Raw genomic sequence first — 23971 nt, 5'->3', positions numbered from 1 at the left:
CTTAACTATTTCGTTTAAATTCACTAAGAATAATTGCGGTTGCTGTAGCTACATTTAAACTTTCTGTTTTTTGTAACTCTCCAAATCTAGGAATTGTAAGACGGCTTGTAACCATTTCTTCAATCTCAGCCGAAATACCGTTGGCTTCATTACCCATAATAATGATTCCCTCTTTTGGCAAACTTGATTGATAAATATTTTCGCCGTCCATAAAGGTTCCAAAAACAGATAGCTTTGTTTGGCTTATAAAAGTTTTTAAATCAACATAATTTACGTTTACTCTGGTAATTGACCCCATTGTTGCTTGCACAACTTTTGGATTGTAAATATCGACAGTCTCTTTTGAGCAGATAATTTGTTTGATACCAAACCAGTCGCAAAGACGTAAAATAGTGCCCAAATTTCCTGGATCACGAATGTCGTCTAAAGCCAAGATTAAACCTGAATTGATAATTTTATTTTCGACAGGCATTTTGAACACCGCTAAACAAGTATTTGGAGTAGCCAAAGCACTTATTTTTTTAAGTTCTTGTGCGTTAATTAAAGTGCGTTTTGAAGATTGAACTGCTTCAAAATCATTTAGAGTCGTGTATAAATGCTCTAATTCAAAATTGGATTGCAACAATTCTTGAATTACTTTTACTCCTTCGGCGAAAAATAATTGATTTGCAAAACGTTGCTTTTTTTGATGTAAACTTGAGATAAGTTTTATTTGGTTTTTACTAACCATAAAATAATGTACTTTTGAATTAAATATTTAAGAACACTTGAAAAAGAATTCCACAAAAATAATAGCATTTATTCTAATAGCAACATTTATTTGTGCTTGTAATGCTGTAAAAAGAGTTCCTGATGGAAAAAACCTTCTTGTTAAAAATAATATCCTTGTAAATGGCAAGGCTACCAGTGACGAAACTGCTTCTAACCAAATGTATCAAAAACCAAATGGTACTTTGTTGGGGTATCGCTTACGTTTGAACTTATACAATTTGGCCAACTTAAACCCAGACTCAACTTATCAGGCAAAATTTAAAAAACATCCGGGCTTATATGAGCGTCAGGCAAAACTTTTATCAGCAAAACAAGTAGATCGTCTCGGACAATCTTTCTTGAATAAAGGCCTTAATGAGTTTCTAAAAAACACTGGAGAAGCTCCTGTAATTATTGATACAGCAAAAACAAAAAAATCTCTTTTACGTTTGAAGTTTTACTACTTCAATAGTGGTTATTTTAATGTTACAACAGATTACACCATTGATAGTATCGCAAAGAAAAAAGCCAAAATAAATTACAATATTACAACCGGACCGGCATATACTTTAGATACTATTAAAACCAATATAATGACTCCTGCATTAGATTCATTATACAGAAACAATACTGAACCTTCATTTTTAAAATCAGGAAACCAATACAAAACCTCTGATTTTGAAGAAGAAAAAAATCGTCTTACCACTTATTTTAGAAATCACGGTGCTTACTTTTTTCAGCCAACTTACATAACTTTCGACATTGACACAATTGGCAAGAAGAACAAAGCAAATGTGACTTTAATTATTAACAATAATAATATCCAGGAAAAAGATTCAAGCAGAACCGAACCTTTTAAATTGTATAAAATAAGTGATGTAAACATTTTTACCGATTATTCGGCGGCAAATGCAAAAACCAAAATCACTGACAGCACAACGTACAACAACTTTAATTTATACAGCTACAAAAAGTTAAAATATAAACCTCGCGCCATTACAGACGCTGTTTTTATTAATAAAGGAAGTACTTTTTCTGACACCAGAACAACACTTTCTTCAAGATATTTAAACAACTTAAAAATCTTTAATTATCCTTCGATTCAATATGAAGTTGATAAACGCGACTCAACGGCACAGTCTTTAATTGCAAAAGTTTACTTGACACCAAGAAAGAAATATAGTTTTGGTGCGACTTTTGACGTGACACACTCTAATATTCAGGATTTTGGTATTGGCGCCAGTATCTCTGAAACAATTAGAAACGTTTTTAACAGGGCTGAAACTCTGGAAATTTCTACGCGTTTAAATTTGGGTTCTTCAAAAGACATGGCAAACCCCAATAACAACTTTTTCAATGTTTCAGAATATGGTGTTGATTTAAAATTAAATTTTCCAAGAATTTTAATGCCTTTTGGAACAGAGAAAATTATTCCAAAAAGAATGATCCCTTCTACCAGTATTTCAGCTGGTTTCTCAAAACAAAGAAACATAGGTCTTGACAAAGAAAACTTTACTGGTGGATTGGCTTACAATTGGTCTCCAAAAAGAAACAATACCGCAAAACTTGAATTGTTAAACGCCCAATTTGTCCGTAATTTAAATCCGGACAATTACTTTAATGTTTATACATCTTCTTACGACGAATTAAATAATATTGGTAAAGATTACAATGAAACACTCAGTAACTGGGGAGATGATCCTGCTCAACAACTTCAAAAAAATCTAACCATTCCTAAAGGAACTACAGGCTTCACTACTGATGTACTAACTGATAAAACAGCTTTAAAGCCAGGAATGGCTGAATATAAAGACGTAGAAAGCATTGAAGAAAGAAGAAGAAGATTAACTGAGAATGATTTTATTCTTGCCACCAGTTATACATTTACTAAAACAACTAAAAAAGATCTTGCCGACAACACGTTTTACCAATTTAAAACTAAAGTAGAATCAGCAGGAACTTTATTGTCAGCGATTTCGAGTCTTGGAAATTTACCCAAGAATGCAAGAGGCAATTATGAAATTTTCAATTTAGAATACTCAGAATATATAAAAACAGAATTTGATTATATTAAGCACTGGGATTTTGGAAAAGAAAAAGTATTAGCTGTACGAAGCTTTTTTGGAATCGCAATTCCTTTTGGCAATTCAGATTATATTCCGTTTTCACGAAGTTATTATTCAGGAGGTTCAAATGATAATCGAGCCTGGCAGCCGTACTCTCTTGGTCCCGGAAGCACAAATGCAGTACGAGATTTTAACGAGGCAAATATGAAAATCGCTTTTAGTGCTGAATTTCGTTTTAAAGTGTTTGGAGATGTCAAAGGAGCCATCTTTGCAGATGCCGGAAATATCTGGAATGTACTCGATAATGTCGTTGACGAAAAGGCAAAATTTGACAGCGTAAACGATTTAGCTGAAATTGCTTTGGGTTCAGGATTTGGTTTACGTTACGATTTAAGCTTTTTTGTTATTCGTCTAGATTTAGGCTTTAAGACCTATAATCCAGCACATGACAAAGGAGATCGTTGGTTTAAAGAATACAATTTTGGGCACTCGGTTTTAAATTTTGGAATAAATTATCCGTTCTAATGCTAATTAATTCTTATTTTTGCAACCTAAAAACTAAAAACAACTAAAAAAAATTACAATGGCACACAATATTAAACCGGGAGTAGCTACAGGAGATCAGGTTCAGGAAATTTTTAATTATGCAAAAGAAAAAGGTTTTGCTTTACCAGCTGTAAACGTTACAGGGTCTAGCACAATCAATGGAGTACTTGAAACTGCAGCAAAACTAAACGCGCCAGTTATCATTCAATTTTCTAACGGAGGAGCACAATTTAACGCTGGAAAAGGATTATCTAACGCAGGTGAAAAATCAGCAATCGCTGGAGGAATCGCCGGAGCAAAACACATTCATACATTGGCAGAAGCTTACGGTGCAACTGTAATTTTACATACTGACCACTGTGCAAAAAAATTATTACCTTGGATTGATGGTTTATTAGATGCTTCTGAAAAACATTTTGCAGAAACAGGAAAACCATTATTCAGTTCTCATATGATCGATTTGTCTGAGGAGCCAATCGAAGAAAATATTGAGATCTGTAAAGAATATTTAGCTAGAATGAGCAAAATGGGTATGACATTAGAAATCGAACTTGGTATTACAGGTGGTGAAGAAGATGGTGTTGACAACTCTGATGTTGATAGCTCAAAATTATACACTCAACCAGAAGAAGTAGCTTATGCTTACGAAGAGCTTTCTAAAATAAGCCCTAAATTTACAATTGCAGCAGCTTTTGGTAACGTTCACGGTGTTTACAAACCAGGAAACGTAAAATTAACTCCAAAAATCTTAAAAAACTCTCAGGATTTCGTTCAAGACAAATTCAAAACTGGTGCTAACCCAGTAGATTTCGTCTTCCACGGAGGTTCAGGTTCTACAATTGAAGAAATTAGAGAAGCTATTGGATACGGAGTTATCAAAATGAACATTGATACAGATTTACAATTTGCATATACGGAAGGAATTCGTGATTATATGGTTAAAAACATTGACTATTTAAAAACTCAAATTGGTAACCCAGAAGGTGCTGATGTTCCTAACAAAAAATACTATGACCCAAGAAGATGGGTTCGTGAAAGCGAAGTGACATTCAACACAAGACTTGAGCAAGCTTTTGCAGATTTAAATAATGTGAATACACTATAATATAAAAGTTTAAAGTTTCAGGTTTAATGTTTCACAACTTTAAGCTTTAAACCTGAAACAAAAAAAACATTCAATATGGCTTGGTTTAAAAGACAGGAAAAAGGGATTACGACTGCGACTGAAGATAAAATGGACGTTCCGAAAGGATTGTGGTACAAATCTCCTACCGGAAAAATTATTGATGCTGACGAATTAGCGAGAAACTTATTTGTGAGTCCTGAAGATGATTTTCACGTTAGAATTGGAAGCGCAACCTATTTTGAAATCTTATTCGACAATAATGAATTTGTTGAATTAGACAAAAACATGACCTCTAAAGATCCTTTGCATTTTGTGGATACAAAAAAATATGCAGAACGATTGAAAGATGTAATGGAGAAAACTCACCTTAAAGACGCTGTGCGTACTGGAGTGGGTAAATCTAAAGGAAAAGAACTTGTAATTTGTGCTATGGATTTTGCCTTTATTGGTGGATCTATGGGAGCTGTTGTTGGAGAAAAAATTGCCAGAGGTATTGATCACGCGATCAAAAACAAATTGCCTTTTGTAATGATTTCTAAATCTGGTGGAGCTCGTATGATGGAAGCTGCTTATTCATTAATGCAATTAGCAAAAACATCTGTAAAATTGGCTCAACTAGCCGAAGCTAAATTACCTTATATCTCTCTTTGTACTGACCCAACTACTGGAGGAACAACTGCATCATACGCAATGTTAGGAGACATTAATATCTCTGAGCCGGGTGCTTTGATTGGTTTTGCTGGTCCTCGTGTTGTTCGTGATACTACAGGAAAAGATTTACCGGAAGGCTTCCAGACTGCTGAGTTTCTTTTAGAGCACGGTTTCTTAGACTTTATCACGCCTAGAAAAGAATTGAAAGACAAAATTAACTTGTATATCGATTTGATTCAAAATAATGACATTAGATAGTTCTCGAACTTCTTAACATATAAAATCCCATTCGCCTCGGCAAATGGGATTTTTTTATATCTTTATTTTAAATCTTAAATTATGACAAGACTTTTTATTGTTTTTATGATTTGTCTTTTTCTCTTCAATTGTAGCAAGAAAGAAGAAAAGATTGTTGAGAAAAATAAGTCTTACGTTATTTCATCTGAAAATCGGAAATTTTTGCAAAATTTAAAAAAAGGAAATATTCCTCTTCCTCCAAAAGGTTTCTATGGAGAAAGCCAATTAATAATTGACAAAAAAGGGAATTTATATTTTTATCAAAAAAGATACTTCCTTGAATTTTGTAGTTATGGTAGTGAAAAAGATACACTTCCACATTTTCTTGATCTACAACCGAAAGACATTGTCAAAATCCCCGAAACAAGCTTAGATGATTTTTTATCAGAAAACATTCTAAACAAAGAGAAAAACAGACGAATATTAATTGTTGCCTCTCAAAATGACACTATAAAAAATACTTCTTTTTTCAATTTTATAAATAAAAATAAACTGCAAGCTTATGCGATAAGAAGAACAACTCAAGAAGAAGATACTGTTTTAAAATACAAAACCAATAATAATGACTACTATTATTCTGACTCTATAAAATGGGACCGAACTAAAATTAAGTTCCCAAATAAGAACTAATATTGGATCATTAATATATCGTTTCTACGGAACTTTTTAACGTATCACCTTATCTCACAACGGAAAAATTCCGTTGCTACCAATATTTAATTCCTACCGAATATTTCTTGGCCTGTCATTTCTCAATTCTCTTTCGGCAATTTTAAAAGCAAGTTTCTCACGCCATATCGCATAACGCTCTCTAAAAACTATTTTTATGGTACTATCTACTGCGCCATGCATAAATAAACTCCAAACACTAGCCATTTTTCTAACTATAGACTGATCCCATGCACGAAGAGTAAGAGAGAAAGAGCCATCGATGTAACGCATCCAATGCCACATTCCGGTTGGCATGAATAATGTGTCACCATGTTCCAGAAAAACTTCATAACCTTCAACACCTTTTAAAGCTGGAAATTTTTCGAAATCAGGGTTGGCAACATCATAGTCTTCTAAGGCATAGGTAGTATTTGGAACGCAGTAAAGTCTTTTCTTCCACTTATTATCAAATAATATAATGTGTTTTCTTCCTCCAAAATGGGTATGAAAAAGATGCGGCAAATCGATATCATAATGCAAAAAGGTTATCGCACTCGATCCTCCAAAAAACATTGCCGGCATGCTTTCTATAAAACCGCCCATTAACTCTTTGGGAACTTTCACATCGTGAACCAATTCCGGCGCGTGTTTAAAAAGATTAAAGAAAAATATACGCAATTCTGTTGGCTCTCTTTTTATCAAATCCAGATAATCACCAAATTTCATAGTAGCAATTGAGGCATTAATTACTTTTCTTGGATCTGCTTTAGAATTATCAACAAGCTTTACCTCAATATCTCCTGCAATTTGCTTAAAATAATCTGTTGACCATTTTTCACGCGCAGGCCAATCTTTTGACAACCCTTTTATAATCAAAGGCTTTCTTTTATCTAAATAGTTCTTTTTAAAATCTTTTCTAGAAATAGACTCAACAACATCAACAGGTTTAAGTATAAAGCTCATTTAATCAGTAATTTAAATTGTCTATTACCAAATTTATCCAATTATTTCCAGCTTACAAAATTTACAGTAAAATATTACAATTGCATTGTTTTGCAATTGTAATAACTTCATCATTAACTACTATGTAGACAAAATTCCAGATCATAAAAAAAACCGAAGAAATATTCTTCGGTTTTTTGTTTTACGTTTCTTTAAAGACACAAAGTATTAACTCAATAAAAGAAACCTTTGAACCTTTGCTACTCTACAACTTTGAACCTATTTTAAAGACGCCATATCAATTACGAAACGATACTTTACATCACTTTTATTCATACGATCGTAAGCTTCATTAATGTACGACATATCGATAATTTCAACATCTGAAGTAATATTATGTTCAGCGCAGTAATCTAACATTTCCTGAGTTTCTTTAATTCCACCAATCAAACTTCCAATAATGCTTCTTCTTTTCATAATTAAAGTAAAAACAGGGATTTCAGCCGGTGCCGGAGGTGCTCCAACAACAATCATCGTTCCGTTAGTCGTTAATAAATTCAAATAAGCATTATGGTCGTGTTTTGCAGAAACAGTATTCAGTATAAAATCAAAACTATTGGCTAGAGATTCCATTGTTGCAGGATCTGAAGTTAAGGCAAATTTATGCGCTCCTAATTTTTTCGCATCAGCTTCTTTAGATGGAGAATGGCTCAACATTGTAACTTCGGCACCAAAAGAAACGGCAAATTTCACCGCCATATGCCCCAATCCCCCTAGACCTAAAACTCCAACTTTATGACCTTTACCTACTTTTAAATAACGCAATGGAGAATATGTTGTAATTCCTGCACATAATAACGGAGCAACTCCTTTTATATCTAATTTTTCAGAAACGTGAAGTGTATAACTTTCGTCAACAATAATACTTGTTGAATATCCGCCTCGGGTCGGAATATTAGTTCCTCTCTCTACACTGTTATAAGTACCTGTCATTCCTTCATCGCAAAACTGTTCCTCGCCTGACTTACAACTCGGGCAAACTCTACACGAATCGACAAAGCAACCAACTCCGGCTAATTCCCCCACTTTAAATTTAGAAACTTCACTCCCAACCTTTACAATTCGGCCAACAATTTCATGTCCTGGAACTAAAGGATAATCTACCGGACCCCAATCGCCTTTTGCTGTATGAATATCTGAATGGCAAACGCCACTGTATAAAATTTCTATCTGAACCTGATGAGCACCAACTTCTTTTCTTTCAAACGTATAGGGTTTTAACGGATTTACGGCATCATATGCCGCATAAGCTTTTACTGGTATCATATTATCATTTTTTTAATTAGGGTATTAAAATTACGACAAAATTCTACAAGAAACAGAAAGTTAAGGCTATTAAAATATAAATTTTAGAATTTGATTTTTACATCCCGGTTCTTATGGCTTCAACCGGATCTAATTTTGCAGCTGAAATTGCAGGCAAGATTCCTGAAATTAATCCAACAAAAATTGACAATCCGCCTCCAATAATTACATTCCAAATACTTAAGACAAATTCAAAATCTAATAAATTGGTCAATAGAATTGACAAAAGCCAAACGATAACTAAACCAATTATCCCGCCAATCAAACAAAGTATTATAGCTTCGAACAAAAATTGAAAGAGTATGAATCGATTTTTCGCTCCCAGAGATTTTTGAATACCAATTAAATTGGTACGTTCTTTTACAGAAACAAACATAATATTGGCCACTCCAAAACCTCCAACCAAGAAAGAGAAAAAGCTTATCCCAATTCCGCCGACTCTTAAACTTCCTAAAATACCATCAATAAAATCAGTAAAACCAGAAAGCACGTTAACAAAGAAATTATCCATTTCTCCGGCTTTCATTCCGCGCACTGCTCTTAATTTCTGGGCCACTTGTGCTTTATAAGCATCCATATCCACCCCTTTTTCAGGTTTTATTACAATTACTGGCGTCATTGCATCACTGTCACCATACATTTTACGCAAAAAATTAGCCGGTAAATAAACTGATGTATCATTACTATCTCCAAAAAATCCAGCACCTTGTTTTGCAATTACTCCAATTACCGTGAAGCGCTGACCGTACAATCGAATATTTTTCCCGATAGGATCACTTGTTCCAAAAAGTCCTTCGGCAATATCATATCCTAAAACAATTACGGCAGTTCCTGAATTTGATTCAGACTCATTATAAAATCTTCCTTTATCAAAACTTAATCCGTCAATATCGACCATTTCGTTTGACGAAGGAATAATATTTACATCACTTACCGTTTTTGAATCGTACTTTAAACTTTCATGGTTTACAAAAAGCTGATAGGCGACTTGCTCTGTATTATTAAGGGAATTTTTCAAAGCAATATATTCGTCATATTTTACATTTGGAAACTGTTCTCTTTTCCATTGCGGAATTTCTGACGGACCAAAACAAAACTTCATTAAATAAATTGTATTTTTATCTAAGCTACTCAAATCTTTTGAAATTTTTCTATCTAAAGAATCTACCGCTGCCAGAACAGCAATGATTGAAAAAATACCAATCGTAACACCCAACAACGACAACAACGTACGTAATTTATTATTTCGCAAAGCATTTATAGCAAAGCGAAAACTTTCTTTTAATAACCTTAGATAAACCAGCATGTATGTGTATTTTTCATTAAAGTAAAATTCAATAAATTAAAAACAAAAACCTAATAAAAGTTAACTAACTCATCAGTAGATTTTTTTAGCATAATGTTACAGTATTTTTCTTTAAAATAATATTTAAAAAAACTACTTTTGCAGTCTGAAAAATCATAACTACACAATGAGCACAACTAAAACAATACAATCAGCATTAATTTCAGTTTTTTCGAAGGATGGACTAGAGCCAATCGTTAGAAAATTACACGAACAAAATGTAACTCTTTATTCGACTGGAGGAACTGAAGACTTCATCAAAAACCTTGGAATCCCAGTAGTTCCTGTTGAAGACATTACTTCTTTCCCTGAGATTCTTGGAGGAAGAGTAAAAACTTTACACCCAAAAATTTTTGGAGGAATCTTGAACCGCCAGGACAATGAAAGTGATGTTCAACAAATGAAGGAGTTTGATATTCCTCAAATCGATTTGGTAATTGTTGATTTGTATCCGTTTGAAAAAACTGTTGCTTCAGGTGCCAGTGAACAAGATATCATCGAAAAAATTGACATTGGCGGAATTTCACTAATTCGCGCAGGTGCAAAAAACTTCAAAGACACTGTAATTGTTGCTTCAGTAAATGAGTATAGCTTACTTTTAGATTTAATTACAGAGCAAAACGGAGCTACAACTTTAGAAAACAGAAGATTGCTTGCAACAAAAGCATTTCACGTTTCATCTCACTATGATGGTGCTATTTTTAACTACTTCAATACTGACGAAACGATCTATAAAGAAAGTATCGACAATGGTCAGATTTTAAGATATGGAGAAAATCCCCACCAAAAAGGTTTCTTTTTTGGAGATTTTGATGCAATGTTCAAGAAAGTTCACGGAAAAGAATTATCTTACAATAATTTATTAGATGTTGATGCAGCAGTAAACTTAATAAATGAGTTTAAAACTGACGGACCGACGTTTGCAATTTTAAAACATAACAATGCTTGTGGTTTAGCTTCCAGAAAAACTATTAGCGAGGCTTATTTAGCAGCTTTAGCTTGCGATCCAACTTCAGCATTTGGTGGAGTTTTGATTGCAAATACAAAAATTGATTTGGCTACAGCTCAGGAAATCAACAAATTGTTTTGTGAAGTAGTGATTGCTCCAAGTTATGATGATGATGCAATTGCAGTTTTACAAGAAAAGAAAAACAGAATTATATTAATTCAAAATGAAGTAGAATTACCTTCACGACAAGTACGAACTTGTCTTAATGGTTTGTTAATTCAGGACAGAAATAATATTACAGATACTAAAGAGCATTTAAAAACCGTTACTACTACAGAACCTACTGCTTCTGAAATAGAAGATTTAATATTTGCTTCAAAAATTTGTAAAAACACAAAATCAAATACGATTGTTTTTGCAAAAAACGGAACATTAATTTCGTCAGGAACAGGTCAGACTTCAAGAGTAGATGCATTAGTACAAGCAGTTGACAAAGCAAAAGCTTTTGGATTTGATTTAACCGGCGCTTCAATGGCAAGCGATGCATTTTTTCCGTTTCCGGATTGTGTAGAATTAGCCAAAAAAGCAGGAATAACTGCTGTAATTCAGCCAGGAGGCTCAATAAAAGACGAATTAAGCATAAATTATTGCAATGAAAATAATCTTGCAATGGTATTTACTGGAACTCGTCATTTTAAACATTAATTTGTTTAACTTTGTTCAAAATAATTTATAACATTTTAAACCCCTAAAAAACTTATGGGATTTTTTGATTTCATGACCGAGGATATTGCGATAGACCTTGGTACCGCAAACACTTTAATCATACATAATGATAAAGTTGTTATTGATAGTCCGTCGATCGTTGCACGTGATAGAATATCAGGCAAAATCATTGCTGTTGGTAAGGAAGCCAATATGATGCAAGGTAAAACGCATGAAAACATCAAGACCATAAGGCCTTTGAAGGATGGTGTAATTGCCGATTTTGATGCTTCAGAAAAAATGATCAACATGTTCATTAAAAGTATTCCTGCATTGAAAAAAAGAATGTTCACTCCTGCTTTGCGCATGGTAGTTTGTATTCCGTCTGGTATTACTGAGGTTGAAATGAGAGCTGTAAAAGAATCATGCGAAAGAGTAAACGGCAAAGAAGTTTACTTAATTCATGAGCCTATGGCAGCAGCGATTGGTATTGGTATTGACATTATGCAACCAAAAGGAAACATGATTGTTGATATTGGAGGTGGTACAACCGAAATTGCTGTTATTGCATTAGGTGGTATTGTATGTGACAAATCTGTAAAAATTGCAGGTGACGTTTTTACAAATGATATCGTTTATTATATGCGTACACAACACAACCTTTTTGTTGGAGAAAGTACTGCTGAAAAAATAAAAATTCAAATTGGTGCCGCGATCGAAGATTTAGAGAGCCCACCAGAAGATATGTCTGTTCAAGGTAGAGATTTACTTACGGGTAAACCAAAACAAGTTGATGTTTCTTACCGTGAAATTGCTAAAGCATTGGACAAATCTATTCAACGAATTGAAGATGCTGTAATGGAAACGTTATCTCAAACTCCTCCAGAGTTAGCAGCAGATATCTATAATACTGGTATCTATTTAGCGGGTGGTGGATCTATGCTTAGAGGTCTTGACAAACGTATTTCACAAAAAACAGATTTACCTGTTTATATTGCTGAAGATCCTTTAAGAGCTGTTGTTCGTGGAACTGGAATGGCACTTAAAAACATTTCAAAATTTAAAAGTATCTTAATTAAATAAGATTCGTAATAACAATCAATATACTTTTATAAGAGTCAAATTAATAAAATTTGACTCTTATAAAACTTGAAACATTAAGCATATCCTGAAACAAAATAACCGAACAAGAAATGCAGCAAATTTTTAATTTTCTTATAAGAAACAGTAATCGATTGCTGTTTTTGCTGCTTTTAGGTATTTCGTTGGCGCTCACAATTCAATCACATTCATATCATAGAAGCAAAGTAATCAGTTCTGCTAATTTTTTAAGCGGAGGTGTTTATGAAAGAATTAATCGTATTGATGAATATTTGAATTTAAGAACCCAAAATGACGAACTTGTACTTGAAAACGCAAGATTAAAAAGTCTATTATTCAATAAAGAAGACACTACAAAACTACCTTTGCCTGACAGTATTAAAGGAGTAAAACCTGCAGATATTATTGTTTCAAAAGTAATTCACAATTCATACAATACGCACGAAAACTACCTTACCTTAAATTCGGGAGCAAATGATGGTATTAAACCAGACATGGGCGTTATAAACAGTTTAGGAATTGTTGGTGTTATCGACAATACTTCTCCAAGATATTCAACAGTTATTAGTATCTTGAATATGAAGTCACAGATTAATGCTAAATTGAAAAAATCAAATCACTTTGGCTCACTCACCTGGAACGGAAAAAGCACAGGTTTTGTTCAATTGGAAGATGTGCCTCGTTTAGCTTCGATAAGAAAAGGTGATACCGTTGTTACTGGAGGACAGTCTGTAATTTTCCCAGAAGGAATAAATATTGGTACGGTTGATAAAATACAAACAAAAGAAAACACCAGCTATTACTTCATAAACGTTAAACTATTTAACGATATGACGAACTTAGGCCACGTTTATATTATCAAAAGTAAGGACAGAGAAGAACTTATTAATTTAGAAAAAAAAGGAAAAGATGAATAGCGCTTTGTTAGTCAATATTTTTCGTTTTATTATGTTACTAGCAATTCAGATTGTTATTTTCAATAATATGAATTTTTTAGGGTATATAAGTCCCTTCCCATACCTGCTATACATCATTTTGTATCCGGTAAACAGCAATAGAACAGGTTTAATTGTCTCTAGTTTTTTACTTGGTTTAATAATGGATATGTTTTGCAATTCCGGAGGTATTCACGCTACAGCTTGTGTCATACTAGCCTATTACAGGCCTTACATCTTTAAGTTCTCTTTCGGATTAAGCTATGAATATCAAACCATTAGATTAAACGAATCATTAACACCTGAGCGATTTTCATTTATTCTAGTATCTGTTTTAATCCATCACATTGTACTTTTTACACTGGAAGCTTTTCAGTTTAAGTTTATTCTGGACATTTTACTGCGAACACTATTCAGCACAATATTTACAATAATTACCTCAATCATTATAATTTATCTTATTAAGCCCAATAAAAGATGAGAAAAGTTCTGCTGCCCTCTTTAATTATTATTGCAGCATCTTTGCTAGTGATGAGGATATTTTATCTTCAAATTATTGATGATTCATTCAAATTAAAATCAGAAAGTAACGCGATAAAAAAAGTATATGACTATCCTGAAAGAGGCTATATTTATGATAGAAATGGAAAATTATTAGTTGCTAATCAGGCATCTTACGATATTATGGTCATCCCAAGAGACATTAAAGAAGATCTTAATGTCACTGAACTTTGTACTTTATTAAATATTACAAAAGAAGATTACGAAAAAAAAATTGCAAAAGCCAAGGTTTATAGCCCCAGGCTACCTTCCGTATTTCTACCTCAGTTAAACAAAAGTGAATTTGCTGCTTTTCAGGAAAAAATAAGAAAATTTGAAGGCTTTTATTTTCAAAAAAGATCGCTTCGTGATTATGAAGTAGACTATGGCGCAAATATTTTTGGATTCATTACTCAGGTAAACGAAAAATTAATTGCTAAGAACCCTTACTACAATAGTGGCGATTTAATTGGAAAACAAGGAGTTGAAGAAAGTTACGAAGAAGTTTTACGCGGAATAAAAGGGGTGAAATACATTCAAAAAGACAAATACAATAGAGAAATTGGCTCATATAAAGAAGGTAAATATGATACTATTGCCGTTGCCGGAGAAGATATTAATTTAACAATCGACGCCGAACTTCAAAAATACGGCGAGGAATTAATGATTAATAAAAGAGGTGGAATTGTAGCTATCGAACCAAAATCTGGCGAGATTTTAGCTCTAGTTACTGCACCATCTTACGACCCCGGTATTTTAGTTGGAAGACAAAGATCCAAAAATTATACACTTTTATATCACGATTCTATAGCAAAACCACTGTACGACAGAGGCCTTTTAGCTGAATATCCTCCTGGTTCTCCTTTTAAAATCTTAACTGGTTTAGTAGCACTTCAGGAAGGCGTGATTAATGAACAAACCACCTTTATGTGTCACCATGGATTTAGCTATGGTAGAGGTCGTTTTATGAAATGCCATGGTTTTGGTCCACACCAATTACACAACGGAATTTATAATTCTTGTAACACCTATTTTGCACAGGCCTACATGTTGACTATTAACAAATATGCAAATCCTGGTAAAGCCGTTGATGTGTGGAGTGACCACGTAAAAAGCTTTGGATTAGGCCAGTTTATGGGCTATGATTTACCTACTGGAAAGAAAGGAAACATTCCAACCTCTAAAACCTATAAAAAAATCTATCCTAACGGAGGCTGGCGAAGCACAACAATTGTGTCGAACTCAATTGGTCAGGGAGAGGTTTTAATGACTCCAATTCAGCTAGCGAATATGATGGCAACAGTAGCCAATCAAGGTTATTATTATACTCCTCACATCATTAAAAAGATTGAAGGTAAAAAAATAGATCCTAAATTTACGACTAAACACGAGACTACAATTGACAAGAAGTATTTCCCTCCTGTTATAAGCGGTTTGTTTGACGTTTATAATTTAGGAACAGCAAGTAGACTTAGAGTCGAAGGAATTGATATTTGTGGAAAAACAGGAACTGCAGAAAACTATGCTAAAATTGGAGGAAAAAGAGTAAAACTTGAAGATCACTCTATATTTGTGGCTTTTGCCCCAAAGGACAACCCGAAAATTGCTATAGCAATTATGATCGAGAATGGTGGTTTTGGAGCTTCAATTGCAGGTCCAATCGCAAGTTTGATGATCGAAAAATATTTAAAGAAGAAAATTACCCGAAATGATTTAGAAATTCGGGTTTTAAATAAGAGCCTGGCAGGTCAATACGCAAAATTAGGAGGAATGAATGAAGCGAGTGCGATTGAATCTACTCCAAAAGATTCACTTATGAAAGCCAAAATGATCAAACCACAAGTAGAAATTAAAAAGACACCTTTAGACACCACTAAAGACAACTAATAAAGATTATTTCAAATGAAAAATCAAAGTGTACAAAATAACATTGACTGGATAAGCGTTTTTATCTACATTTCGTTAGTGGTATTAGGGTGGCTAAATATCTATTCCTCATCACTACTATCAACTGAAGGGACTTATCAAAAACAACTAATTTTTATTGGCTGTACAATTCCATTGATTTTTGTCGTACTTTTTGTTGACGGAAAGTTTTACGAAAAATACGCAAGTATTATTTTTGGAGTCTCACTATTATCGCTTTTGGGTTTATTTGTTTTTGGAAAAACTATAGCAGGTCAAAGATGTTGGTATGCGATAGGAAGTTTTACTTTACAACCTTCTGAGTTTGCAAAAGCTGCTACATCATTGGCATTAGCAAAATATCTAAGTGATACACAAATCAATCTAAAAGATGTAAATAGACAAGTACAAGCATTAGCAATTGTGTTTTTACCTGTATTATTGATTTTACCTCAACCCGATCCGGGAAGCGCCTTAATTTACAGTATTTTTATAGTTGTTTTATATCGCGAAGGACTTCCTTCTTGGTATGTTTGGACTGGTTTTATTACTATTTTACTTTTTGTCCTAACACTTGTTTTAGAACCCTATGCCGTTATTTTAATAGCGCTCGGAGTTTTAATCATTTTACATTTTAAAGGAAGAGTCGTTGATCGAAACATAATACTAAGTGCAATATTACTAGCTATTATTTCAGCTTTTGTCTTATCAGTCGATTATGTGTTTGATCACATTTTCAAGCAACACCACCGTGACCGTTTCAATATTTTGTTAGGAAAGAGTGTAGACATGAAAGGTATTGGATACAATACAAACCAATCAGAAATCGCAATTGGATCTGGAGGATGGATAGGAAAAGGTTTCTTAGAAGGAACTCAAACGAAAGGCGGATTCGTACCAGAACAACATACAGATTACATTTTTACAACTGTTGGTGAAGAATGGGGTTTTGTTGGATCATTAGTGGTAATTGCTCTTTTTGCCGGACTTTTTCTAAGAGTTATTTATCTGGCCGAAAGACAAAAAACAAAATTCAGTAGAGTTTACGGTTATTGTGTTGCGGGTATTTTATTTACTCACTTCTTCGTAAACATTGCCATGGTTATTGGTATTTTCCCAACAATTGGAGTTCCGTTACCATTCTTTTCATATGGAGGTTCCGGACTTTGGGGATTCACTATTTTGTTGTTTATTTTCTTAAAAATGGATGCCAACAAAGTAAATGAGTGGTAGTTTTTCGAGGTAAATTTATCCAATAAGAAAATCTAATTCCCAAACAAAGATTATCATGTAGAGATCTTAATAAACTAAAATAAGGTCTTTCTAAGCGTCTCAATAGATCCAACAACATTACTCGATAAATAGCCTTTAACGGTAATTAAAACAAATCATACACATTCATATATAAAAAAAGTCCGAAGTTTAAAACTTCGGACTTTTTTGTATTATATACTATATTAATTATATTTTTTCGCTTGGTCTCTTTTTCAATAGTTTTACCAAAACCGGGAATGTAGATATGATAACAATTATAATAATGATATATTCAATATGATGCTTTAAATCTATTCCTTGCTTCAAGAACACTCCATATAAATAATGCCCTGCGAAGATTAATATAAAAGACCATAAAAATGAACTTAAAACATTATAGAACATGAATTTCTTTTTATCCATAGAAACTATACCTGCAATAATTGGCGCAAAGGTTCTGAATATTGGAAGAAAACGTGCGTAAATTATAGCTTTCCCACCATACTTTTCAAAGAAATCTTTAGATTGCAACAAGTACTTTTTCTTAAACCAAAAAGAATCTTCTTTCTTAAATAAATAATATCCGCTTTTGTGCCCAAACCAATATCCGGTCATATTACCTAAAACTCCCATTATTGCAACCAGAGTAGAAAGTATAAATACGTTTAAAAAATCAGAAGGAATATCAACAACGTTCAACATTAAATCACGACTATAGATACCTGCTAAAAAAAGCAAGCTATCGCCCGGTAGAAAAAAGCCTGCAAAAAGACCTGTTTCTGCAAAAACGATAAACAAAACAATAAATAAACCAATTTGAAAACCGCCAATACTTAGTGTAATATAAAATTCAGGGTTAATTAATTGAGTCCAATCAAAATTATTCATAAATGCGTTTGGTTATATTTATAAGTTGGTGAAATTAACAATAATTTGTTTCAACCACAATAAAATGCCATATTTTAAAGATAAATTAACTATTAAGAACCCAAGTTTAGACTTGGGTTCTTATATTTTTTTTATTCTCTTACGTACTTGCAACAAGAATGTAAATTATCATAATCTGTTTGCGTAGCTTTTGCCTCTTTTGTATCATGCCCTACTTTTGCAATCGCATTATTTAAATCTGTAGTTGAAGCTTTTTCTTCATTTAAAATTACAGTCAACTGATGAGAGCTAATATCCCAACTTGCAGTTTTAACACCCGGAACACCAAAAGCAGCTTTTTCAATACGCTTTTTACATTGCTCACAATTGCCATTTACTTCAGTGGTATATTTTAAATTTTTATTTTTTTTAGTTTGAGCTTGTGCTGAAAATCCTAAAAAAGTCACTAGAGCAATTAAAACTATTTTGTTCATTTTGTTTAATATTAAAGTTTATAAATTTATTATTTTATTTTAAATCGTAATCCTGCGTAATACATTTGCCCAAAAATTGGAGCATATGCAACAGAAGCATCAAAGTTAGGGCCAAATGGATCTGCAGCTCCCAAAATCGCTTTTTCTTGTTTGTAATTCCCAATATTTTCTCCTCCCACATACACTTCTAAAACAGAAGAAAAAACTCTTGTTACCTGAATATTCATAACAGCATAAGAAGGCGAAAAATCAGGAAACTGATCTGCAGCAGGGTTTGATGCAGTATAAGGCAATTGCTGTTTTCCAGACCAGTTAAAGGTATAATCGAATTTCCATTGTTTATCGTCATTTAAAGCTGTTTCATATTCTAAATTCCCTAAAAAACGGTGTTTTGCCTGCAGAGGACGCTGAAATGTTCCTCTTAAATAATCTGTCTGAATATCGTAATACTTATAAGCTGTTCTTAAATTTAGATTATGAATCAACTCATAATTAAACTCGGCCTGAAAACTATTTGCAAATGAACTTCCTTTTAAATCATAGAATAACACCTCTTGAGGACTTTGCATCAAATCGACAACTGCTTGATTTTTAAAATCGGTGCGATAGAAATCAAACCCAATTTCTGCATTTTTGTTAAGAAGATGGAATTTTTGAGAAAAACTCACGCCATAATTCCAAGCAATTTCAGGATTCAAACCATAAATTTTTCCACTATTGTCCAGAATCGAAAAAGTTCTGGAACTCGCAAAAAGCTGTTGATTTTCTGCAAAAATATTAGCCGAACGTTTTCCTCTTCCGGCAGAAAACCGAATAACTCCATTTTTCCATGGATTGTATCTCATATGTAGACGAGGCGTTACAAAAAAGCCTAATCTATTATGATTATCAACTCGTCCACCTAAGATCAAACTAAAGTTACCTGTATTGTCGTAAGTGTACTCAAAAAATGCACCAACGGAATTATCAATTCTACTATAATCGTTTACATTCACAAATTCCTGATATTGATCGTATGTAAAATTCAGACCAGTAGTGAATTTATGTTTTGTGTTATTAATAATAGAATTGAACATTAAGTTGGAATAAAAACTATTCTGTCTAATGTCATAAATATTTAAACCAAAATAAGAGTTTTGATTATGACTGTTAAAAGCATTTTGAAAACCAATACTTTGATACGGCATATCTTTAAATACATAACCAATCTTTGTCGAAACATCAAAACGTTCTGTATTTATCTCTGATCCCCAATGATTTTTGGTTCCGCGATCTGTATCTTTATCAAAATCAACTTCTCCTGTTTGTTTTTTATCATTCATATATCTGAAATTGATAAAACTCACCAGGCCACTTTCTGGATTATAATATTGATATCGATTCAATACATTGATTTGTTTTCCTAACGGATTATCTAAAAATCCGTCATCATTCATATCGTTTTTTGCCACACGGGCATTTCCGTGTACAAACAAACTCGTTGCCCATTTATCAGAAAGTTTTTTATTAAAATGAGTATTCACTTCAAAACGAGCATCAGTAGAACCATACACATTTAAAAAAAACGGAATGTCACTTAAAGGTTTTAAAAGCTCTGTATTTATCTGTCCTGAAATACTCTCGTAACCATTGATAACACTCCCTGCTCCTTTTGTGATTTGAACACTTTCTATCCATGTCCCGGGAGTAAATGACAATCCATAAGCTTGTGAAGCTCCTCGAACTGAAGGAATATTCTCTTCGGCAATTAACAAATACGGACTTGTTAGCCCGAGCATTTTAATTTGTTTCGTTCCTGTTAAAGCATCAGAAAAATTCACGTCGATTGAAGGATTTGTCTCGAAACTTTCAGCCAGATTGCAACAAGCTGCCTTAAGCAGTTCTTTGCTAGTAATAACAGTTGTATTACCGGTAAGTGTATAGGATTTTTTAATTCCCTTTTGCTTCTTTGTAATTTTCACTTCCTTCAGATCTTCTTGTGAAAACGCTGAAACAGAAAGTAAAAACATAACAAAAAGCATTATATTTTTTTGCATAAAAAATTATTTTAATGTTGAATTAGATTTACTTTTTTTTGGAAACTTCTAAAATAAAAAGTACCCAACAAAGCATTACACAAACTATGTTATAGTTTGATTCTAAACATTAAAATCAGGAATAAAAAATATATTGGTGATATAGTTTAAATAAAGGCGGAGCATTCGCATCAGAATAATACGAAATGATCTGATTGCTTTTAAAATTTGGAATCGACAAAAAAGCAATTGGTTGATATTCCTCAATTACTAGAGGAAAAGCTAATTGAAAAAAGAAAATCTTAAAAGTCGCATTATCAGATTTTTTCTCAAAATGAACTACTTTGTCTTTACAACAAGATGATTTTTTTTCAGATGAACCACAGCACTTTTTCTCAGGAGAGGCTGAAGTTGCTGTTTTTAATGAAACCGAAGCTATTTCACCTCCACAATAATGCACATCAAAAGCAAACCCAATGTTGGAAACCAACAATAGGAACGCTAAAAATAATCCTGTGCATTTCTTTAATTTCATATTGCAAAATTATCCAAAAGACTTTAAAAAACTGTACTAAAAAATTATTTTTTCAAATTTAGTTGCTGATAGTAAAATGCCGGAATAAATAATATTACAAATATGGGCTGGATAATAAATCGTCTAACATAAAAAAGAAGCCAGTTCCACTGAGGAAAGAACTCAATAATTACAAAAAATAATACCAACAAGATTATTATAAAGAATCCGTATAAAAATGCACTAAACCTGAGTATATCCTTATCCTGAAACAAAGCATAAATCAATAGTAGTGATAAAGAACTGTTTAATAAATATCGAACCAAAAGTCCACAAAAAAGCTTAACATAATCTACTTCTGGAAACGGCAAATTCTTAAAATCGAATTTGAAGTAATTTAAAAAAGGATCGTAAAACAATTGACTTTCAAAATTCCTGATAATAGCAAAGCACAATACGATTAAAATTGTTATTACCACTTTCAATTTATGCTGAAGGATTTTATTTAGCATATTTCGAAAATTTGTTTACCCAAAAAATCCACAAAAGAAAAACCAATCCATAAATAATCAAAGGAAACAAAGTACCATGCAAAAAGTGTTTGTACTCAGGAAAATTGAACAATAAAACAATTAACAAAGCGATACGAACAACATTCAATATATAAATTAACAGCACTCCCGATAAGATAAAAGACAATGTGGTTTTAAATTTTCCAGAAAAGGCAAGTACAAAGGAGACAAACAAAACAATTACACTAACGGCATTACATCCTTCAACAATTCGGACGTAATATTTACCATTATACCAGACCTCTAACCACGAATCAACTCTGTTTTTATGAACCTTAATATCACAATTAAACATCTGCATTAATTGTTCTACATTCTTTCCAACGGTAACTGTTATTCCGTCAACATCATTGGGGCCAAAACTGTTGAGATAAAATTTATAAAGCAAGGTAAGTCCAATATAAGCCGCAAAAAAAGTGCAAATAAAAATCAAGAATGGCTTAAATTGGGTTAAGTAGTTTTTCAACGGAATTTTTTTTCAAATTTATGTATTTTTTGAGTTTAGCTTTAAATACTTTTGTATAAAATTTCTACATCATGACATTTCAAGAATTACAACCAAAAATAAGCACTATTGTTGCTGATACAAAATTAGTTAGAGACGAAAAATTATTAGCAATTTGTCAATTACTAAACGAAAATATAGAATACTACAACTGGGTAGGTTTTTATTTTGCCAATCACGAGAACAAGACCTTGCATTTGGGCCCATATGTTGGTGCCGAAACTGATCATACCGTTATTCCTTTTGGAAAAGGTATTTGTGGTCAGGTTGCAGAAAGTAATGCTAATTTTGTAGTGCCAGATGTCGCTGCGCAAGACAATTATATCGCATGTAGTTTTACTGTAAAATCTGAAATCGTAGTTCCATTATTTGTAAATGGACAAAATATTGGTCAAATTGACATTGACAGCCATGTGATTGATCCTTTTACAGAAGCAGATGAAAGATTTTTAGAATTTGTAAATCAAGAGGTTGCAAAATTGTACTAAAAATAATACATTCGCGTAACTTTATTTTTATCTATTTTATGAAACTAATTTTACGCGTTTTCTTTTTCTTCTTCATTTCAGCAAAACTGTTTTCTCAAACTCCAGTAGCAGTAAGCAAAGTAGTTTACTTAGATTCTATGTGGGCAGAAACTACTGAGGAAAAACATCAATACACAAGGTTGATTCTAGAATACTACTCAGAAAAAAAGACTTATATATTTAAAGATTTTTACAAATCTAAGGCTTTAAAAACGATTAGTTCTACATCAGATAAAGACATTATACGCAAAGAAGGACAAACTATTTCCTATTATGAAAGCGGAAATAAAGAATCATCTGTTTTTTATTCGAATGGAAAAAAAATTGGAAAAGAATACAACTGGTACGATAATGGAAATTTAAAATCCGAAATTGAATATTTCGAAAGCAAAGACAAAAAAGAAATTTTTAAGATCAACAATTATTGGAATCTTCAAAAAGAACGAATGGTAGCCGACGGAAATGGAGACTACCAAGATATAGACGAAGACGGTTATGAAGAAGGTGGCGCAGTAAAAAATGGAGTTCCTGATGGCACTTGGAAAGGAAAAAGTATAAAACAGAAGTATACTTTTGTTGAAAATTATAAAAACGGTAAATTAACCTCCGGAATATCTACAGATTCTTTTAATATAGAACATCCTTACGATATCGTATTTCAAGCTCCAGCTCCAAAAAAAGGCATGAATTCTTTTTATAAATTTATTGGGCTAAACTTTCACATCCCTCAAGAAGCCAGAAACAAAGTCACCGGAAAGATATACCTGTCTTTTATAATCGATAAGAATGGCAAATTGGTCGAACCAACTATTCTAAAAGGAATTGGTCATGGATTAGATGAAAGCGCTATTAATGTAATTACATTTGCTAAAAACTGGAATCCAGGAATAAAAAGAGGAATACCTATACGGGTAAATTATACGTTACCTATTACAATTGCAAAAAATAACCCATAAAATTCGTTTTTGTAAAAAAAAGAACTAATTTTGCACCGTCTTACAAAAGATGTACGACTACATAAAAATCATTAAATAATATTGGAATGTATTTAACTAAAGAGAAAAAAGAAGAGATTTTCGCACAACACGGTGAAGCAACAAACACTGGAAAAGCTGAAGCTCAAATCGCATTGTTTACTTACAGAATTAGTCACTTAACTGAGCACTTGAAAAAAAATCGTCATGATTATAATACTGAGCGTTCATTAGTACTATTAGTAGGTAAAAGAAGATCGTTGCTTGATTACTTGAAAAAGAAAGAGATCAACAGATATCGTGAGATTATCAAAGTATTGAATATCAGAAAATAATCAATATAGAAAAGAGGTGCGAGAGTGCCTCTTTTTGTTT

General features: G+C 32.7%; 23 protein-coding genes. 13 read left to right on the top strand and 10 right to left on the bottom strand.

From position 1 onward, the window contains the following. Window position 1: 1 nt before the first annotated feature. Window positions 2-730 carry a TrmH family RNA methyltransferase gene (locus ACHRVZ_RS10295; RefSeq protein ID WP_395422300.1) on the bottom strand — a complete coding sequence of 243 codons (729 nt, stop codon included), beginning with the start codon at window positions 728-730 and terminating at the stop codon, window positions 2-4. Window positions 731-767: 37 nt separating this feature from the next. On the opposite strand from ACHRVZ_RS10295, the gene ACHRVZ_RS10290 reads away from it, so the two are divergent. The 4 genes from ACHRVZ_RS10290 (at window position 768) to ACHRVZ_RS10275 (ending at window position 6066) form a co-directional block, all read left to right on the top strand. Continuing rightward, window positions 768-3341, top strand: a complete 2574-nt coding sequence (locus tag ACHRVZ_RS10290; protein WP_395422298.1) for a BamA/TamA family outer membrane protein — start codon at window positions 768-770, stop codon at window positions 3339-3341. A gap of 58 nt (window positions 3342-3399) precedes the next feature. Next, window positions 3400-4467 carry a class II fructose-bisphosphate aldolase gene (gene fbaA, locus ACHRVZ_RS10285; RefSeq protein WP_395422296.1) on the top strand — a complete coding sequence of 356 codons (1068 nt, stop codon included), beginning with the start codon at window positions 3400-3402 and terminating at the stop codon, window positions 4465-4467. A 75-nt stretch (window positions 4468-4542) separates the two neighbouring features. Continuing rightward, window positions 4543-5397, top strand: a complete 855-nt coding sequence (gene accD / locus ACHRVZ_RS10280) for an acetyl-CoA carboxylase, carboxyltransferase subunit beta (protein WP_041516538.1) — start codon at window positions 4543-4545, stop codon at window positions 5395-5397. 201 nt (window positions 5398-5598) lie between these two features. Next, window positions 5599-6066, top strand: a complete 468-nt coding sequence (locus ACHRVZ_RS10275; RefSeq protein ID WP_395422295.1) for a hypothetical protein — start codon at window positions 5599-5601, stop codon at window positions 6064-6066. A 93-nt stretch (window positions 6067-6159) separates the two neighbouring features. On the opposite strand, the gene ACHRVZ_RS10270 is transcribed toward ACHRVZ_RS10275, so the two are convergent. The 3 genes from ACHRVZ_RS10270 to ACHRVZ_RS10260 form a co-directional block, all read right to left on the bottom strand. Further along, window positions 6160-7050 (bottom strand): cupin-like domain-containing protein, encoded by an 891-nt coding sequence (locus tag ACHRVZ_RS10270; protein WP_395422293.1) that lies wholly within the window; start codon window positions 7048-7050, stop codon window positions 6160-6162. 258 nt (window positions 7051-7308) lie between these two features. Beyond that, the gene (locus ACHRVZ_RS10265; protein ID WP_395422292.1) at window positions 7309-8355 is read right to left on the bottom strand and encodes an NAD(P)-dependent alcohol dehydrogenase; all 1047 of its coding nucleotides are present in this window, start codon (window positions 8353-8355) and stop codon (window positions 7309-7311) included. A gap of 97 nt (window positions 8356-8452) precedes the next feature. After that, window positions 8453-9700, bottom strand: coding sequence for an ABC transporter permease (locus ACHRVZ_RS10260; RefSeq protein WP_395422291.1), 1248 nt, complete (start codon window positions 9698-9700; stop codon window positions 8453-8455). Between the two features lie 166 nt (window positions 9701-9866). On the opposite strand from ACHRVZ_RS10260, the gene purH reads away from it, so the two are divergent. The 6 genes from purH (at window position 9867) to rodA (ending at window position 17107) form a co-directional block, all read left to right on the top strand. Continuing rightward, window positions 9867-11393 carry a bifunctional phosphoribosylaminoimidazolecarboxamide formyltransferase/IMP cyclohydrolase gene (gene purH, locus ACHRVZ_RS10255; protein WP_395422289.1) on the top strand — a complete coding sequence of 509 codons (1527 nt, stop codon included), beginning with the start codon at window positions 9867-9869 and terminating at the stop codon, window positions 11391-11393. A gap of 54 nt (window positions 11394-11447) precedes the next feature. Further along, entirely contained in the window at window positions 11448-12476 is a 1029-nt protein-coding gene (locus ACHRVZ_RS10250) for a rod shape-determining protein (protein ID WP_395422288.1), read from the top strand. A gap of 110 nt (window positions 12477-12586) precedes the next feature. Continuing rightward, entirely contained in the window at window positions 12587-13411 is an 825-nt protein-coding gene (gene mreC / locus ACHRVZ_RS10245) for a rod shape-determining protein MreC (RefSeq protein ID WP_395422286.1), read from the top strand. Beyond that, on the top strand, window positions 13404-13910 hold the full coding sequence (locus ACHRVZ_RS10240; RefSeq protein WP_395422284.1) for a rod shape-determining protein MreD: 507 nt from the start codon (window positions 13404-13406) through the stop codon (window positions 13908-13910). Before mreC ends, ACHRVZ_RS10240 begins: the two co-directional genes overlap by 8 nt. Next, window positions 13907-15856, top strand: coding sequence for a penicillin-binding protein 2 (mrdA, locus tag ACHRVZ_RS10235; RefSeq protein WP_395422283.1), 1950 nt, complete (start codon window positions 13907-13909; stop codon window positions 15854-15856). Before ACHRVZ_RS10240 ends, mrdA begins: the two co-directional genes overlap by 4 nt. 15 nt (window positions 15857-15871) lie before the next feature. After that, window positions 15872-17107, top strand: coding sequence for a rod shape-determining protein RodA (gene rodA, locus ACHRVZ_RS10230; RefSeq protein WP_395422282.1), 1236 nt, complete (start codon window positions 15872-15874; stop codon window positions 17105-17107). Window positions 17108-17335: 228 nt separating this feature from the next. Here rodA and ACHRVZ_RS10225 read toward each other — a convergent pair whose 3' ends face one another. From ACHRVZ_RS10225 to xrtF, 6 genes are all read right to left on the bottom strand, one after another. Then, complete coding sequence (locus ACHRVZ_RS10225) at window positions 17336-18016, bottom strand: DedA family protein (protein ID WP_395422281.1); 681 nt, start codon at window positions 18014-18016, stop codon at window positions 17336-17338. Between the two features lie 131 nt (window positions 18017-18147). Beyond that, window positions 18148-18489: a heavy-metal-associated domain-containing protein gene (locus ACHRVZ_RS10220; RefSeq protein WP_395422280.1), complete on the bottom strand. Its 342-nt coding sequence runs from the start codon at window positions 18487-18489 to the stop codon at window positions 18148-18150. A gap of 29 nt (window positions 18490-18518) precedes the next feature. Beyond that, window positions 18519-20525 carry a TonB-dependent receptor plug domain-containing protein gene (locus tag ACHRVZ_RS10215; protein ID WP_395422278.1) on the bottom strand — a complete coding sequence of 669 codons (2007 nt, stop codon included), beginning with the start codon at window positions 20523-20525 and terminating at the stop codon, window positions 18519-18521. A 115-nt stretch (window positions 20526-20640) separates the two neighbouring features. After that, the gene (locus ACHRVZ_RS10210) at window positions 20641-21039 is read right to left on the bottom strand and encodes an HYC_CC_PP family protein (protein ID WP_395422277.1); all 399 of its coding nucleotides are present in this window, start codon (window positions 21037-21039) and stop codon (window positions 20641-20643) included. Between the two features lie 44 nt (window positions 21040-21083). After that, window positions 21084-21530: an exosortase F system-associated membrane protein gene (locus tag ACHRVZ_RS10205; protein ID WP_395422276.1), complete on the bottom strand. Its 447-nt coding sequence runs from the start codon at window positions 21528-21530 to the stop codon at window positions 21084-21086. Then, on the bottom strand, window positions 21520-22056 hold the full coding sequence (gene xrtF / locus ACHRVZ_RS10200; RefSeq protein WP_395422275.1) for an exosortase family protein XrtF: 537 nt from the start codon (window positions 22054-22056) through the stop codon (window positions 21520-21522). Before xrtF ends, ACHRVZ_RS10205 begins: the two co-directional genes overlap by 11 nt. Before the next feature lie 71 nt (window positions 22057-22127). Here xrtF and ACHRVZ_RS10195 point away from each other — a divergent pair, with 71 nt between their 5' ends. The 3 genes from ACHRVZ_RS10195 to rpsO all read left to right on the top strand — a co-directional run bounded on the left by ACHRVZ_RS10195 (window position 22128) and on the right by rpsO (window position 23931). After that, complete coding sequence (locus ACHRVZ_RS10195; RefSeq protein WP_395422274.1) at window positions 22128-22583, top strand: GAF domain-containing protein; 456 nt, start codon at window positions 22128-22130, stop codon at window positions 22581-22583. A 38-nt stretch (window positions 22584-22621) separates the two neighbouring features. Then, on the top strand, window positions 22622-23578 hold the full coding sequence (locus ACHRVZ_RS10190) for an energy transducer TonB (RefSeq protein ID WP_395422272.1): 957 nt from the start codon (window positions 22622-22624) through the stop codon (window positions 23576-23578). Between the two features lie 86 nt (window positions 23579-23664). Then, window positions 23665-23931 carry a 30S ribosomal protein S15 gene (gene rpsO, locus ACHRVZ_RS10185; RefSeq protein ID WP_041516556.1) on the top strand — a complete coding sequence of 89 codons (267 nt, stop codon included), beginning with the start codon at window positions 23665-23667 and terminating at the stop codon, window positions 23929-23931. Window positions 23932-23971: the final 40 nt, after the last annotated feature.

It is taken from the genome of Flavobacterium sp. FlaQc-57 (assembly GCF_044007395.1).
In the GTDB taxonomy this organism is placed as follows: Bacteria; Bacteroidota; Bacteroidia; order Flavobacteriales; family Flavobacteriaceae; genus Flavobacterium.
The sequence above is the reverse complement of the archived record's forward strand: the minus strand, read 5'-3'. Positions and strand labels throughout refer to the sequence as shown.

Excerpts from the sequence above, each read along its gene's own strand:
- ACHRVZ_RS10295 (WP_395422300.1), bottom strand. The coding sequence starts at position 730 with ATGGTTAGTAAAAACCAAATAAAACTTATCTCAAGTTTACATCAAAAA.
- fbaA (WP_395422296.1), top strand. The coding sequence starts at position 3,400 with ATGGCACACAATATTAAACCGGGAGTAGCTACAGGAGATCAGGTTCAG.
- accD (WP_041516538.1), top strand. The coding sequence starts at position 4,543 with ATGGCTTGGTTTAAAAGACAGGAAAAAGGGATTACGACTGCGACTGAA.
- ACHRVZ_RS10270 (WP_395422293.1), bottom strand. The coding sequence starts at position 7,050 with ATGAGCTTTATACTTAAACCTGTTGATGTTGTTGAGTCTATTTCTAGA.
- ACHRVZ_RS10265 (WP_395422292.1), bottom strand. The coding sequence starts at position 8,355 with ATGATACCAGTAAAAGCTTATGCGGCATATGATGCCGTAAATCCGTTA.
- ACHRVZ_RS10260 (WP_395422291.1), bottom strand. The coding sequence starts at position 9,700 with ATGCTGGTTTATCTAAGGTTATTAAAAGAAAGTTTTCGCTTTGCTATA.
- purH (WP_395422289.1), top strand. The coding sequence starts at position 9,867 with ATGAGCACAACTAAAACAATACAATCAGCATTAATTTCAGTTTTTTCG.
- ACHRVZ_RS10250 (WP_395422288.1), top strand. The coding sequence starts at position 11,448 with ATGGGATTTTTTGATTTCATGACCGAGGATATTGCGATAGACCTTGGT.
- mreC (WP_395422286.1), top strand. The coding sequence starts at position 12,587 with ATGCAGCAAATTTTTAATTTTCTTATAAGAAACAGTAATCGATTGCTG.
- ACHRVZ_RS10240 (WP_395422284.1), top strand. The coding sequence starts at position 13,404 with ATGAATAGCGCTTTGTTAGTCAATATTTTTCGTTTTATTATGTTACTA.
- mrdA (WP_395422283.1), top strand. The coding sequence starts at position 13,907 with ATGAGAAAAGTTCTGCTGCCCTCTTTAATTATTATTGCAGCATCTTTG.
- rodA (WP_395422282.1), top strand. The coding sequence starts at position 15,872 with ATGAAAAATCAAAGTGTACAAAATAACATTGACTGGATAAGCGTTTTT.
- ACHRVZ_RS10225 (WP_395422281.1), bottom strand. The coding sequence starts at position 18,016 with ATGAATAATTTTGATTGGACTCAATTAATTAACCCTGAATTTTATATT.
- ACHRVZ_RS10220 (WP_395422280.1), bottom strand. The coding sequence starts at position 18,489 with ATGAACAAAATAGTTTTAATTGCTCTAGTGACTTTTTTAGGATTTTCA.
- ACHRVZ_RS10215 (WP_395422278.1), bottom strand. The coding sequence starts at position 20,525 with ATGCAAAAAAATATAATGCTTTTTGTTATGTTTTTACTTTCTGTTTCA.
- ACHRVZ_RS10210 (WP_395422277.1), bottom strand. The coding sequence starts at position 21,039 with ATGAAATTAAAGAAATGCACAGGATTATTTTTAGCGTTCCTATTGTTG.
- ACHRVZ_RS10205 (WP_395422276.1), bottom strand. The coding sequence starts at position 21,530 with ATGCTAAATAAAATCCTTCAGCATAAATTGAAAGTGGTAATAACAATT.
- ACHRVZ_RS10195 (WP_395422274.1), top strand. The coding sequence starts at position 22,128 with ATGACATTTCAAGAATTACAACCAAAAATAAGCACTATTGTTGCTGAT.
- ACHRVZ_RS10190 (WP_395422272.1), top strand. The coding sequence starts at position 22,622 with ATGAAACTAATTTTACGCGTTTTCTTTTTCTTCTTCATTTCAGCAAAA.
- rpsO (WP_041516556.1), top strand. The coding sequence starts at position 23,665 with ATGTATTTAACTAAAGAGAAAAAAGAAGAGATTTTCGCACAACACGGT.